A 13932-nucleotide genomic window follows, 5' to 3' on the forward strand; every position below is an offset into this window, starting at 1 on the left:
GGATATCTGTCGCCGACCACGTTCCTGCAGAACTGGATCGCACGACAGGATCAGCAAGAAATGGCAGCATGAAGACGACCGGTTGGAAGACGGAAAACGTAGGGCACCTCATTGGAGCCCGGGTGATTATTTCGCGCAATTTGACAGTCAAGCCGTCGCCGCGTGGCGAACAGCGACCTTCGTTTGCCCCCGCAGCCCGGCCTGCCACAGATCATATGCAATCTGCCCCTTCAGCCAGCTTTCCGCGCTCGGACCGTCGAGCCACGCCTCCAAGCGCAACGCGAGATCGACGCTGATGCCCGCCTTGCCGTTCACCACCCGCGAAAGCGTTACGCGGTTGATGCCGAGTTCCTGTGCCGCCTGGGTCACCGTCAATCCCAGTGTCGGCAGAACATCCTCGCGCAAGGTTTCGCCGGGGTGCGGCGGATTGTGCATTCTGGCCATATGAGCTCCTTCTCAGTGGTAATCCCGGTAATCGACCAAGATGGCATCTTCGCCTTCGAACACAAAAGTCATCCGCCAGTTGCCATTGACCGTCACCGACCAATGCCCGGCCAGATCGCCGGAAAGCGGGTGCAAGCGCCAGCCGGGCATATTCATCTCGCGCGGACTCGCGGCATCGTTCAATTGCCGCAGTTGCCGTGCCAGGCGGGGGGCATGATCCGGCCGGATGCCCGATTTGTTCCCTGTTTCGAAGAACGACTCAAGGCCCTTGTGCTTGAAGTGCTTGATCATTTGTTTACTGTAGCGTCACGCGCTACATTCAGCAACTGCAGAAAACCCCACGCCCATGAAAGTCGGCGCTGGCGAGACTGCGCCGTAGACCGAAAAACCCCCGCAGCCTTTTGAGCAACGGGGGTTCGGGTTGCTGCGCCCTCGGTAGATTAAGGGTCAGGGGATGGGCCAGTAAACCGTGGTCTGTCCCCGATTATTCTCAGCAAGGCACAGCGCGGTGCGCTGCGCACCTGCCCAACAGGCCGAGGCCTTACTTCTGCTTGCCCTTTTGCGGGGCGCCCGACTGAAGCTCTGCGGCTAAAGCCTGGGCATAGGCGGCACGCGCCGTCTGGGCGATGGCCAACTGGGTCTGCAGGCGGGCAATCTCCTGGTCGGTCACCCGCAGATTGACGATCTGGGAGCGCGCGGCGGCACTCAGGTCATCCAATGCAAACTGCTTGCCGTCGATGGTAATGGAGGACTTCTTCGCTTCCTTGGTCATTGAACAATCCTTAACGATATTGAAAAAAACCCCGCCCCCTTGCAGGGGCGGGGTCGTAGCTTATAACCTCGAGGGAGCTGGGCTCCCACGAGACCTCAGCCGCCTTTAGGCGATCTCGATCAGGCCCGCAGTACCGCCCGTCACAGCCTCGACACCGTTGTACACACCGACCAGTTCGACCACCGTATCGGCAGCGCCGTCCTGGAACACGAAGGTGTTGTCATTGACACCGTCGCCGTCGGCATCGTAGTTGAACGCCACGGTGGCGCTGAAGCCGTTGAAGTTGGTTGCCAGGTAGCTCAGCACGTTCGCGAGCGAGAGCTGACCCGCCCCCGTTCCCACGAGCACCGGAGCGGCATACGCATCTACGTCGTCGAAGGTCACGAGGTTGCCGGCTGCGACGCTGTGCGAGCGCACGTTTCCAACGTTGGCACCATCGACAGCACCAGCGCCGACCGCTGCGAAAGCAGAGGCGAGGTCCAGCACGTCGTCACCCGCCGTCGTGGAGCCGGCCACTACACCGGCCGCACCCGCAGCACCGGCTGCTTCGAAGCCCACGATCACGTCCCAACCAGCGGCAGTAGAGTCGCCGTCGGCGATGACGATGGTGTCGACCATAGTATCCACCGCTGCCACGTCCTGCAGCACGAACTTGTCTGCACCCATGCCACCCGCGAAGGTATCGTTATCGATGGTACCCACAGCAGCGTCGTTACCCGCACCGCCGTTGAAGATGAGGCCATCGCCAGCGGCCGACCCCGTCCACATGGCCACGTCGTTGCCGTTGCCAGCATTGACGGTCTTCACGCCGGTGGAAGCACCGGCAAGCCCCGTGCTTTGCAGCGTCGAGCCCGCGCCAGCAATGATGCTGAGGTTGGCGTTTGCATCGCCCGTAATAGTCGCAGCAAGGGCTACGTTCTCTACCACTGCCAGTCGACCATCCAGCACTGCCGACGCGTCGAGCAGCGTTGCACCGGTCCAGCTCAGGGTCAGGTCGGAACCTTCGCCCACAGCCAACATCTGGTCAATGTCACCAGCGCCAGCACCGTTACCGGCAACGTCAATGAACAGCGTGGTCACACCGCCACTCATGGACACCGTGTTGGTCGCCAAGGTGGCATTGATGCCGGTACCGAGGTTGTCGGTCACGGTGTCGATACCCGTGCCCACGTCGAACGTATCGTTACCGTCCTTCGCGGTCACGGTGTCGTTGCCCGCGCCCGTGCTGATGACGTTGTCACCCCGGTCGCCAGCCACCACGTCCCAACCAGAGCCGGTGTTGATGTTGTCCTTCTGAGCCGAGCCAGTGATGGTGTTGTCACCATTGCCAGCATTGATGGTGATGTTCGTACCGGCCGAACCCAGCGCCGAGAACACGTTGTCGCCGTCAGCCAGGGTCACGGTGGCGTTGTTGCCCAGCGAGATCACGGTGGCCGTCAGGTCACCGCCGACAGCGGAGGCGTCGAAGGTGGTCAGCGAGTTGTTGAGCGCTGCGCCCGACACGGTGTTCAGGTTGACATCGTCGGCCGCCGAAACGGTCAGCGAGGTCATGGTCTTCGACCAGATGTTGTTGATCGTGGTCACGGCGTTTGCAGCACCGGCGGTGACATCTTCGTCGGTGACGACGATGTTCATCGAGGTGATGCCGTGGGCGGTCAGCTGACCCAGGTTGTAAGCCGTTGCACCGTAGATGACGTCATCCAGGTTGGCATTGATGTTGACCGTCAGCGCGGTGGCCGCGTTGTTGGCCAGGGTCACGCCGTTGAAGTTGCCAACGGTGCTTTCGTCGCTGATAACAGCCTTATAGGCCGCATCGCCTGCAGCGCTGGTACCGATACCGTTCCACGCCGCATCAGCACCACGCGCTGCCGCTTCGGCGAGGACGCGGTTCGCAGCGGTGTTGTCGTCGTCGGTATCCAGGTCGGCGCTGAAGTTCAGCTCGGTCAGGTTGGTGTCGTTCAGGGTGATGATGTCGGCAGTCGTCACGCCGGCAACGTTGAACGGCTCCGCGGTCAGAGGCGAAGCGTCAGCACCACCGTCGGCGGCGTTGGCCGCCAGGATCACCAGGTTCTCGACGTCGGCATTGGCCATACCCAGCGTGACGTTTTCGTTGGCGATGATGTGCAGGTCTTCGATACCGGTCAGCGTCAGGTTCGCGTTCTGGCTGAATGCGGCGCGGACGGTGTCATTGCCGCCAGCGTCGGTGATGCTGTCGGTGGTGTCGAAGTCGTTGATATTGACGAAGGTCAGGATGTCGTCGCCTGCACCCAGACGGATGTCCTGGGTGATGGTGGTGATCGGGGCAACGGTATCACCCACGGACAAACGCAGGTTGCTCAGTTGCGCCGAGGCTTCGATCACGCTGGCGTTGAGCGCGGAGACCACGGTGTAGTCATCGCCCGCACGACCGCCGGACAGGGTCACGGTGCCGGTGTGCTCTTGCGCAGCGGTCAGAACAACGTTGTTGTCTTCGGTGTCGGCGTCGACGATGGTTACGTTTTCGATCGCACCCACGCCATTGGCTTGGCCGTCGAAGTTCAGCGTGTAGTTGAACTGGGTTTCGGTGTTGCGCTCGTTTTCGACGCGGATGGCGACGGTGTCGTTGGTGCCCGAAGCATCAGCCAGACGAACGCGGACCGTCGCATTGTTCGCGATCACTGCACCTTCGGTCACCGAGTGCTGCAGCACCAGGCCATCAGCAGCCAATGCCGCACCGACGTCGTTCAGGAGGAACGTGCCGCCAGCGCCGTTGCTGTTCTCATCACGCATAACAACCGAAGTCAGCTCTGCGTCATCAAACGCATCGAAGTCCACTGTCTGAGCACCAGCCTGCTGACGCAGCTCCAGAGTCTGGATGTTGGTGATCGAGGCGTTACCCACGATGTTGCTGGTGGTCTTCAGGGTGTTCACGCCTTCGCCGCCATTGATGACGTCGCGGTTGGTTGCCGAGGTCGCAGCCACTGCAGCGCTGGTCCAGAAGGTGTCGTCGCCCAGGCCACCAGTCACGGTGCCATGCACGGTCTGACCGGAGTTGGCCGGATCGGCAAAGCCACCCAGGGAGTTGGTGATGTCGAGCGTCAGGTCACCTTCGAAGGCAGAGGCATCCAGCGTCAGCAGGCCAACGGCACCCAGGTTGGCAATGCCGGGGGCGCCCAGCGCATCAAACTCGGGCGTCGTCACGATAGCGGTCGGGGTCAGCGTAGCAATCTTGAGCGCACCGCTACCGGTGATGACCAGCGACTCCATCTCGTTGACCGAGAAGTTAGCGAGATCAACGCCGTTCAGCGCATTCAGGTTGACCGCTTCGAAACCCTCGATACCAGCGCCGGCACCACGGGCGTTTTGAGTAACCGAGTTGGCGAGAACGTCATTCAGCTCAAGCGACAACGTTTCATCGCCGGTCAGCACACCCTGCTTGAAGCGGAACAGTGCGATCACGTTGTCCGACGCGGTGTTGGCCACGCGGAAGTCGGCTGCGGGGGTGCCAATGTTGTCGACCGTCACTGTGGTCGCGTCACTGGTCACGCGCTGAACATTCACAGCTTCGGTGGCGTCGGCGTTACGCAGATCAAGCGTGGTGGTGTTACCGGTCCAGTCGATGTTAACGTTCTGGATGTTGTTCAGGTAAGGCGTCGTGGTTACGGTCGTACCTTCATTCGCGTTGATGTTGCCCATCGTCACGTTCAGGGTGTTGTCCGTACGACCCGCAGTACCGGTCAGCACGTCTTCATCTTGCAGCGACAAAATGCGGTCATCACCGTTCGGCGTGAACACCATCGGGGCGTTGAACACGTTGGCAGTGGCAACGTCGGTACCATTGGTGAGCGTGAAGGTCTCACCCGTCGCCAGATTCCCCGCATCAATGGCGTCGATCGCATCCTCGACCGAATCACGGGTGCCATCCACATCATCAACCACAGCGGTCGCCGCTTCAGCCGTGTAATCGTCACCGGCCGCCGCGGTATAGTACTCGGCCACTTCGGTCTTGTTGTCCAGAACAAGCTGGTCGGCAGCCGAAGCGCCGTTGATCAGCGCCAGCACGAGTTGGTCGATGTTCACGCCGGCACCGTCGCCATTGACCCAGTATTCCAGGCCGTCGGCTTCCGGGGCGCGGTTGAACAGATTCTGGTACAGATCGGCAACCGCCTGGGCGCGCGTCATGCTGCCCTGCCCGGCGGCGTATTCCGGCTGTTCGTTCACGATGTTGGCACGCAGCTGTTCGATCGTCAGAACGCCACCATCGATTTCGGCCGTCCAGTAGTCCAGGCCGGCCTGGTCAGCGGCGCGGCCCAGCAGGCCGATGTAGATCTGCTGAATTTGTTCAGAAACGGTTGCCATATAAAACTCTCCAGTGATAAGTCGAATCGACACTCAGACCGTTCCGTACAGGCTGAGGGCCCGTCAGCCCCCGGTCTGTTGCCATACCCCACTGTGGGGCATGGCCCCCAAACATGGGTCTTTTGACGCAGCGGCGACCTTCGCCGACGACAGTCATAGAGACTATCATACACAATCGTGCTGCTTTACAACAACAAAGCTCCCCGAACACCCTGCAGGCACATGCCATCGGGGCAGGCTCGTCGGTCGGCGGCCCGCATATGGGATACCGAGGCCGCCCACACCGAGCCGCCTGCCCCACCCGCACGGCTTACACCCGACACACGGCGCGCCGCGAACATCCCACGCCAGAGCCTTGTATGCCGAGGAATTTTTGACAATCGTCGCAACCTCAAGCTTGACAGACACGCCCCAAACGCATGTTGGCGGCCCCCGATCTCCTGCGTCAATCGGGCACACATCACCGGCCAGCCCGCCGTTGCAGGCATGCAACACCTGCCCGCTGTTTCATGCGGACATCACGGGTTTGACGCTTGCCAGGCCGCCCCATACACTCGCGCACTCTTTCGGGCTGGCACATATATGAAAGGCTTTTTAATCAACGCTTGGCGCTACCGGCAGTTCATCCTGTCGTCCATCCGGAATGACTTGCACGCCCGTTTTGCACGCAACGCGCTGGGGGGCGTCTGGATGGTGCTGCATCCGCTGGCGCAGGTGGCGGTGTTTGCGCTGGTGCTGTCCGGGGTGTTTGCCGCACGCCTGGGCGGGCTGGAAGGCCCGTTCGCCTACGCGATCTACCTGACGGCCGGAACCATGGCCTGGACCTTGTTTGCCGAGCTGGTGACACGCGGGCAGATGCTGTTCATCGATAACGGCAACCTGCTGAAGAAGATCGCCTTTCCCAAGATTTGCCTGCCGCTGATCCTGACCGGCTCCGCACTGGTTAACAATAGTGCGCTGGCGCTGGTGGCCCTGGCATTTTACGCTCTGGTGGGGCATTGGCCGGGCTGGCTGGTGTTGTGGCTGGTGCCACTGTATGCGGTGGTGGTGGCCTTCGGGCTGGGGCTGGGGCTGCTGCTGGGGGTGCTGAACGTGTTCATCCGCGACATTGGGCAAATGACGCCGATCGTCCTGCAGTTCTGGTTCTGGTTCACCCCGATTATTTATATGGCATCGATCCTGCCGGCCGGGGCGCAGCCCTGGATGCGATTCAACCCGATGTTCCATGTGGTGGATGGCTTTCAGGCGGTGCTGGTGTTCAAGACTGCGCCGGCGATGGGCGGGCTGGTGCTGGTGGCGGGGTTGGCACTGGGGCTGATGGCACTGGCCCTGTGGTGCCTGCGCGCAGCGGGGCAAGAAATGGCGGACGTATTATGAACGCCCTGCTGGTGGTGAATGGACTGAGCAAGGCGTACCGGCAATATTCGTCCGAATGGCGGCGGGTACTGGGCTGGCTTGGGCTGCGGCGCAAGCCGGCGACCGAGCATTGGGTGATCAACGATGTGAATTTTGTCCTGGCGCCGGGCGAAGTGGTGGGCATCATCGGCCACAACGGCGCGGGCAAAAGCACGCTGCTGAAGATGATTACCGGGACACTGCAGCCCTCAGCGGGCGAAGTGCACCGGCGCGGACGCGTCGGCGCCATTCTGGAGCTGGGGCTGGGCTTTCACCCGGAACTGACGGGGCGCGCCAATGCGCGTCATGCACTGGGGCTGATGGGGTTTAGCGGAGACGAGATCGCGCAGGCCTTGCCGCAGGTAGAGGCGTTTGCCGAGGTCGGCGAATACTTCGAGCAGCCTGTGCGGGTGTACTCCAGCGGCATGCAGATGCGACTGGCCTTTGCGGTGGTGACGGCCTTTCGCCCCGACCTGCTGATCGTGGACGAAGCGCTGTCGGTGGGCGACGCGTACTTTCAACAGAAATGCTTCGAGCGCATCCGCGCGTTTCGCAAGGCGGGCAGTGGCTTGCTATTCGTTTCGCACGACTTGAATGCCGTCAAGCTACTGTGCGACCGCGTGCTGGTGATGGACCACGGGCATTGTGTGTTCCAGGGCGAGGCCGAGCCGGCGGCGGTATTCTACAACCAGTTGATCGCCCGCCTGAGCGAAGAAGCCGCCCTGGCCATGACGCCGGAGACCGGCTTTGGCACCGGCGAGGCGCGCATCGTGCGCGGCTGGCTGGAAGGCAAGCAGGGCAACCCCGGCCCCTTTGCGGCGGGCGAACGGGTGGACGCCTGCCTGGAACTGCAGTGCGACACGCCTGTGCCCATGCAAACCACCGTGGGCATCCTGGTGCGCGACCGCTTTGGTCAGGACATTTATGGTGTAAATACCGAATACCTGGGCAGTACGCTGACCCTGCAGCCCGGACAGCGGCAAACCGTGCGCTTTGCGCTGGAGCTGAACCTGGGGCCCGGAAAATACACCCTGACCGCAGCCCTGCACAGCCAGGAGCACCACCTGGAAGCCTGCTACCACTGGGCCGACGCGCTCCTGAGCTTTGAAGTGGCGGGTTTCCGGGGGGCACGGTTTGTGGGGCTGGCCGGGCTGGGGGCACACTTTTCCATCGACGCGACGACTGAGCCGGCTGCGTCGGTCACCTATGCAGAGCGGACCGAAAGCTGATGTTTCTCGAGCAGAACCCCCATATCGACTATGCAGCGCTGAAGGCGGCGGTCGAAGCCGAACTGCAGCGCCCACCCGGGCGTGTGCCGCCACCGGCGCCGCTGCGCACGCCACTGGCAAACACCTCGCCCGCACCAGGACTGCCCCAGTCCACCGTGGCCAGCAGCATTGGCGCCCGCCTGCAGCGCTGGCCGCGGGTGTATGGCCTTGCACGCAAGGGGTGGCACGGCTTGCGGGCGGCGATGGTGGCGATACGCAAGCGACCGGTGCTGCATTACTGCGTACGCTGGGCACGCTGGCAGGTGAGCCTGCCCAAGCTGGCCGACCTGCTTGCTGCACAGGCGGCGCAGGCGGACCAGCAACGCGCCGTTTTGCTGCGGCTGGAACACACGCTGACCCAGCGGCAGAACGTGCTACAGGCCGAAATCGAACGAATGGAACACCGCCTGGGCACGCACCTGAGTGCAAATACTGCAGAGCACGCCCGCATCGAGGGACAAGCGGTGTTGTTGCGCGAGTCATTGGACAACCTGCAACAAGTCTGGCAACGCTTCAAGTCAGAAGCAGCGCAGGTGCGTACCGCGGGCACGCAGGCAAAGACAAGCACTTCGGTGAGTTCTGCTGCCGGGGCCCCGCTCTCGACGGTGATGGATAAGTTCTACCAGGACTTCGAAGACGCCTGGCGCGGCCCGCAGGCGGTAATCCGTGAACGGGTGGCACATTACTTGCCGCGGGTAACCGCTGCAGGCGCCGGCACCCCCGACGCCCCGCTGACAGACCTGGGCTGTGGCCGGGGTGAATGGCTGGCGGTGCTGACCGAGGCCGGGCTGACCGCCTTTGGCGTGGACAGCAATGCCACGGCCATTGCCCGTACTCAGGCTCAGGGGCTGACCGCCTTCGAAGCCGACGTGGGCGAATGGATGAGCGCCCGTGCCTCCGAATCCCTGGGAGCCGTCAGCGCGCTGCATGTGGTGGAACACCTGCCTTTCGAAGTGCTGGTCCGCACCCTGGATGAAGCGCTGCGGGTGCTGCGCCCGGGCGGCCTGCTGATTCTGGAAACGCCGGACCCGGCCAACATCATGGTGGCGACGAGCAGCTTCTGGCTGGACCCCAGCCATTTGCGGCCGATTCCGGCCGATTTGCTGGCCTTTACCGTGCGCTCGCGCGGCTTTGAGGCGGTCGAGATCGAGCGCCTGCACCCGGTCGATGAAACCCTGTGGTTTACGGCCGGACACGAGGTGGGTGACCGCCTGAACAGCCTGCTGTACGGCCCGCAGGACTACGCCATCATCGCCCGGAAGCCGCAGGCATGAGGCCGCTGAACGTGCGTGCGGTGCATCAGCTGACCCCGGCCATCAGCAAGGACGACGGGGTGTCGAATGGGATATTCTTTACGCGTACCTTGCTGCGCGAAATGGGCTATGAATCGGAGATCTATTCATTCACCACGCCACCGTCGCTGAGTGGCGAGGTGCACTTCCCGACCAGTTGTCCGGATGACGAGGACCAGGTGCTGCTGGTGCACCACGCACTGGGGCACGAGTTCGGCGACTGGATCGAGGCGCGCAAGGCGCGGCGGGTGATGGTGTATCACAACATTACGCCCGCGCATTTCTTTCCGCTCGAACACCCGGTGCATGGGTTGTCCCTGAAAGGCCGCAATATGCTGGCGCGGTGGCAGGCGCAGGGCACCTTTGCCACCTGCATTGGCGATTCGGACTACAACAGCGCCGAGCTGATCGAGTTGGGCTATCCGCTGGTGCGAACCATCCCCTTGCTGGTGGATGTGGACGACTGCCTGGCCAAACCCTGGAACGAAAAGATCGTCGCGGACCACGCCGACCGGTTCACGATTCTGTTCGTGGGGCGACTGACGCCCAACAAGTGCCAGCACGATTTGCTGCGGATGATGCAAGTATTGCTGCCACACCTGGACCATCCGGCCGAGTTGCTGCTGGTGGGCGGTAGCGCCAGCGACAGCTATGAAGCCCGCTTGCGCGACGACATTGCCCACCTGGGGCTGCAAGGTTACGCGCACCTGATGGGCAAGGTCGATGAGGCAACTTTGTATGGTCTTTATCGCGCGGCGGATGTCTTCGTATGCCTGAGCGAGCACGAGGGGTTTGGCATGCCACTGATCGAAGCGATGCTGTTCGATACACCGGTGATCGCAGCCGATTTCGCCAGCGTGGCCGACACGATGGGCTGCGGCGGCCTGGTGGTGCGGGACAAATCCCCCGAGCCACTGGCCGCCACCCTCGCCTGCCTGGCGCGCGACCCCAGCCTGCGCGACGCGATGCTGGCCGGGCAGCGCGAACGTATGAGCCGCTTCGCCCGCGACCGCCTGAAGCAGGACCTGGCCGGCTGCCTGCGTGAGATCGGTGTGTCATGAGCCCGCCCCGCCCCCTTGCCGTGCATCAGTTCAGCCCCGCTGTGCTCGCAGCCGACGGGGCATCGAACGGCATGTTCTTGACCCAGCGCATGCTGCGCGAGCTGGGCTTCGTGTCCGAGATCTACGCTTCCATGATCGACCCCGCGCTGGCGGACGACGTGCGGCCGGCCGAGGACTATGAGGACGCGGCCGACACGCTGCTGCTGGTGCACCACACGCTCGGGCACGACTACGGAGACTGGGTAAGCAGCCGCCGTGCGCGGAAGGTGCTGGTGTATCACAACATCACGCCAGCGCATTTCTTTGCGCCGGATCACCCGGTGCACGGCTTGTCCTTGCGTGGCCGGGCGATGCTGGCCGGCTGGCACGCCCAACGGACCTTCGATGCCTGCATCGGCATGTCGGACTACAACACCGACGAACTGAAGGCGCTGGGTTACGACACGGTGCGCACCCTGCCGCTGCTGGTGGATGTGGAGCAGTGCCTGGACGCCCCGTGGGACGCAACGCTGGCGGCACGCCATGAGGACCGCTTCACGGTGCTGTTCGTCGGGCGGATTGCGCCCAACAAATGCCAGCACGATTTGCTGGAAATGATGGCCGCCCTGCTGCCGCGCATGACGCAGCCGGTGGAACTGATCCTGGTGGGCGGCACCTCCGATGCCGAATACGAGGCGCAGTTGCGGGCCGACATCCGCCACCGGGGGCTGACGGGCTATGTGCACCTGACCGGCAAGGTGGACGCCGCCGAATTGTTTGCCTGGTATCGCGCCGCCAACGTGTTTGTATGCCTGAGCGAGCATGAAGGCTTTGGCATGCCTTTGCTGGAGGCGATGCTGTTCGATGTGCCGGTGATCGCCTGGGACAGCAGCAACGTGGCGGCCACGCTGGGCACGGGTGGGCTGGTGTGTCGCGAAAAATCGCCCGCGGCGCTGGCGGCGCTGGTCGCGCTGCTATCGCGCGAGCCTGGCCTGCGGCGGCACATGATCGAAGGCCAGCGTGAAAACCTGCGTCAGTACGACTACGCTCGCCTCAAGACCGGACTGGCGCGCTTCCTGGCCGAGTTGGGCATTGTGGCCCCATATTCCCCCGCCGCTGCCGACGATTTTGTGATGCGGCGGCAGATGGACTGGCGAATCGAGGGGCCCTTCGACCGCCACTACAGCCTGGCCCTGGTCAATCGCGAATTTGCCCGCGGCTTGATGGCAGCGGGCGATTCGGTGAGCCTGCACAGCACCGAAGGGGGGGGCGACTTTGCGCCGGATGTGGGTTTTCTGGCGGCCAATCCGGACCTGGCCGAGGCGTGGGCGCGCGGGCAAGCCAGCGGTTTTGCCGACGTTGCCACCCGTAACTGCTACCCGCCGCGCGTGACCGCCCTGCGCGGGCGCGACCGTTGGCTGCTGAGCTACGGTTGGGAGGAAAGCGGTTTTCCGGCCGCCTGGGTGGATGCGTTCAACGACCACCTAACGGGCATTACGGTGATGTCGTCGTTCGTGCAGCGTGTGTTGCAGGACAACGGGGTGTGCGTGCCCATCGAGGTAGTGGGTCTGGGGGCCGACCATGTGCTGCGCGCCGAATCCACGCCGACCGCCCTGCCGCTGACGCGGCGCGCAGGCTGCTTCACCTTCGTCCATATTTCGTCGGGTTTTCCGCGCAAGGGGCTGGATGTGTTGATGCGCGCCTGGGCCGCACGCTTCACATCTCGAGACCCGGTGCGCCTGGTGGTGAAGACTTTCGCCAACCCCCACAACACCTTCGTAACCGACCTGGCCACCTGGCGCCAGGCGCACCCGGATGCCGCCGAAGTGGAACACATCGACGGCGACCTCAGCCCCGGCGCACTGCGGGCCTTGTACGAACTGGCGGATGCCTTCGTTGGCGTGGCACGGGGCGAGGGTTTCGGCCTGCCGCTGGCCGAAGCGATGTTGTTCGGCGTGCCGGTGGTGGCCAGTGCGCATGGTGGGCAGCGCGATTTCTGTACGCCCGAAACGGCGTGGCTGGTGGATTACCGCTATGCGCGGGCGCAGTCGCACTTCGGGCTGTTCAATTCGGTATGGGCCGAACCGGACGAGGCCGACCTGGGGGCGCAGTTGCGTGCGGTGTTCGAAGCCCCGGCTGCGGTGCGCGATGGACGTTGTGCCGCAGCGCGCGCCTTGGTCGAGTCGCGCTTTACCTGGGCGGCGGCCGTGCACAACCTGCGCATGGCGCGCCAGACCTTGGCGCCCACGACGGTACGGCGCACGCCGGGCCGGGTTGCGCTGGTGTCGAGTTGGAACGCGCGCTGCGGCATTGCGGACTATGCGCACGCGCAAGTGCAGGCGTTTTCGCCCGCCGTGCTGCGCGTTTTTGCCAATGAAGACGAACATGCGTGGGACGACACCGCGGTGGCCGTCGAGCGCTGCTGGATCAGCGGCGCGCGCGACACGCTGGATCGGCTGCGCGACGCCTTGCTGGCGTGGGCACCGGACGCGGTGTTGCTGCAGTTCAACTTCGCCTTTTTCGATCTTCCTGCGCTTGACATGCTGCTGCAGACCCTGACCGAGCGTGGCATTGCCTGCCACGTCGTGCTTCATGCGACGCGTGACGTAATGTGGGGCGACATCGAAAAGTCGCTCCGCCATGCCCGAACAGGTTTGTCGCGCTGCACACGGTTGATGGTGCATTCGATCGACGATCTGAACCGCCTGAAAGACATGGGACTGGATCACAACGCCATGCTGATACCGCACGGCATTCCGGCCTACACCGTGGATGTGGATCGGCGCAGCGCACTACGTGCGGCCACCGGCTTCAACCCTGAGGACGTGGTGCTGGGGTGCGGCGGCTTTCTGCTGCCGAACAAGGGCTATCTTGAGCTGGTGGAGGCCTTCGATCAGCTCCGTCCGAGCCAGCCAAACCTGCGGCTGCTGCTGCAGACACCCGAATACCCGGGCGAAGCATCTCGCAGCTACCGCGAGTTACTGATGAAGCGGATCACCGCATCGCCCTGGCGGGGTGACATCGTGCTGGAGACGAGCTTCCTGACTGAAACGGAGACGCTGGACCGGCTCGCGATGGCGGACCGACTGGTATACCCGACCGGCGCCACCGGAGAGTCGTCGAGCGCATCGGTGCGCTGGGGGCTAGCCGTAGCGGCCCCCGTGGCGGTGACAACCTCGCCGATTTTTGCCGATGTACGCGAGGTGACCTATACCCTGCCCGGCCACCAGACAGGCGAGATCGTCGAGGGCTTGAAGCACTGGTTGTCACACCCGGACCCCTACGGAAACGAACGGGAGCGCTGGGCGGCCGACCATCGCTGGCCTGCGGTGTCGAAGCGGCTGTGGAACATCGTGTGCGCAAGCTGCCAGCCTGGCTGAGCC

At 63.5% G+C, this 13932-nt stretch carries 9 protein-coding genes; 5 read left to right on the plus strand and 4 right to left on the minus strand.

The window, feature by feature from the left end:
- Nucleotides 1-147 precede the first annotated feature (147 nt).
- The 4 genes from MXC99_RS15570 to MXC99_RS15585 form a co-directional block, all read right to left on the minus strand.
- The gene (locus MXC99_RS15570; RefSeq protein WP_247726329.1) at nucleotides 148-444 is read right to left on the minus strand and encodes a HigA family addiction module antitoxin; all 297 of its coding nucleotides are present in this window, start codon (nucleotides 442-444) and stop codon (nucleotides 148-150) included.
- Nucleotides 445-456: 12 nt separating this feature from the next.
- Nucleotides 457-735: a type II toxin-antitoxin system RelE/ParE family toxin gene (locus tag MXC99_RS15575; protein ID WP_247726330.1), complete on the minus strand. Its 279-nt coding sequence runs from the start codon at nucleotides 733-735 to the stop codon at nucleotides 457-459.
- Nucleotides 736-985: 250 nt separating this feature from the next.
- A complete protein-coding gene (locus MXC99_RS15580; RefSeq protein ID WP_247726331.1) occupies nucleotides 986-1216 on the minus strand; it encodes a DUF6447 family protein in 231 nt (76 codons plus the stop codon).
- Nucleotides 1217-1321: 105 nt separating this feature from the next.
- Entirely contained in the window at nucleotides 1322-5554 is a 4233-nt protein-coding gene (locus tag MXC99_RS15585) for a DUF4214 domain-containing protein (protein ID WP_247726332.1), read from the minus strand.
- Nucleotides 5555-6136: 582 nt separating this feature from the next.
- On the opposite strand from MXC99_RS15585, the gene MXC99_RS15590 reads away from it, so the two are divergent.
- The 5 genes from MXC99_RS15590 to MXC99_RS15610 are packed head-to-tail and all read left to right on the plus strand — an operon-like array spanning nucleotide 6137 to nucleotide 13929.
- Complete coding sequence (locus tag MXC99_RS15590) at nucleotides 6137-6931, plus strand: ABC transporter permease (RefSeq protein ID WP_247726333.1); 795 nt, start codon at nucleotides 6137-6139, stop codon at nucleotides 6929-6931.
- On the plus strand, nucleotides 6928-8178 hold the full coding sequence (locus MXC99_RS15595) for an ABC transporter ATP-binding protein (RefSeq protein WP_247726334.1): 1251 nt from the start codon (nucleotides 6928-6930) through the stop codon (nucleotides 8176-8178). Before MXC99_RS15590 ends, MXC99_RS15595 begins: the two co-directional genes overlap by 4 nt.
- Nucleotides 8178-9491 carry a class I SAM-dependent methyltransferase gene (locus tag MXC99_RS15600; RefSeq protein WP_247726335.1) on the plus strand — a complete coding sequence of 438 codons (1314 nt, stop codon included), beginning with the start codon at nucleotides 8178-8180 and terminating at the stop codon, nucleotides 9489-9491. Before MXC99_RS15595 ends, MXC99_RS15600 begins: the two co-directional genes overlap by 1 nt.
- Nucleotides 9488-10570: a glycosyltransferase family 4 protein gene (locus MXC99_RS15605; RefSeq protein WP_247726336.1), complete on the plus strand. Its 1083-nt coding sequence runs from the start codon at nucleotides 9488-9490 to the stop codon at nucleotides 10568-10570. The genes MXC99_RS15600 and MXC99_RS15605 overlap by 4 nt, the downstream gene beginning before the upstream one ends.
- Nucleotides 10567-13929, plus strand: coding sequence for a glycosyltransferase family 4 protein (locus MXC99_RS15610; protein ID WP_247726337.1), 3363 nt, complete (start codon nucleotides 10567-10569; stop codon nucleotides 13927-13929). Before MXC99_RS15605 ends, MXC99_RS15610 begins: the two co-directional genes overlap by 4 nt.
- The last annotated feature ends 3 nt before the right edge of the window (nucleotides 13930-13932 follow it).

Origin of the sequence: Thauera aromatica (assembly GCF_023093595.1) — a bacterium.
GTDB classification, from domain to species: domain Bacteria; phylum Pseudomonadota; class Gammaproteobacteria; order Burkholderiales; family Rhodocyclaceae; genus Thauera; species Thauera aromatica_A.

What these genes read in the sequence shown, in the direction of transcription:
- MXC99_RS15570 (WP_247726329.1), bottom strand. Translation starts at nt 444, where the DNA reads ATGGCCAGAATGCACAATCCGCCGCACCCCGGCGAAACCTTGCGCGAG.
- MXC99_RS15575 (WP_247726330.1), bottom strand. Translation starts at nt 735, where the DNA reads ATGATCAAGCACTTCAAGCACAAGGGCCTTGAGTCGTTCTTCGAAACA.
- MXC99_RS15580 (WP_247726331.1), bottom strand. Translation starts at nt 1,216, where the DNA reads ATGACCAAGGAAGCGAAGAAGTCCTCCATTACCATCGACGGCAAGCAG.
- MXC99_RS15585 (WP_247726332.1), bottom strand. Translation starts at nt 5,554, where the DNA reads ATGGCAACCGTTTCTGAACAAATTCAGCAGATCTACATCGGCCTGCTG.
- MXC99_RS15590 (WP_247726333.1), top strand. Translation starts at nt 6,137, where the DNA reads ATGAAAGGCTTTTTAATCAACGCTTGGCGCTACCGGCAGTTCATCCTG.
- MXC99_RS15595 (WP_247726334.1), top strand. Translation starts at nt 6,928, where the DNA reads ATGAACGCCCTGCTGGTGGTGAATGGACTGAGCAAGGCGTACCGGCAA.
- MXC99_RS15600 (WP_247726335.1), top strand. Translation starts at nt 8,178, where the DNA reads ATGTTTCTCGAGCAGAACCCCCATATCGACTATGCAGCGCTGAAGGCG.
- MXC99_RS15605 (WP_247726336.1), top strand. Translation starts at nt 9,488, where the DNA reads ATGAGGCCGCTGAACGTGCGTGCGGTGCATCAGCTGACCCCGGCCATC.
- MXC99_RS15610 (WP_247726337.1), top strand. Translation starts at nt 10,567, where the DNA reads ATGAGCCCGCCCCGCCCCCTTGCCGTGCATCAGTTCAGCCCCGCTGTG.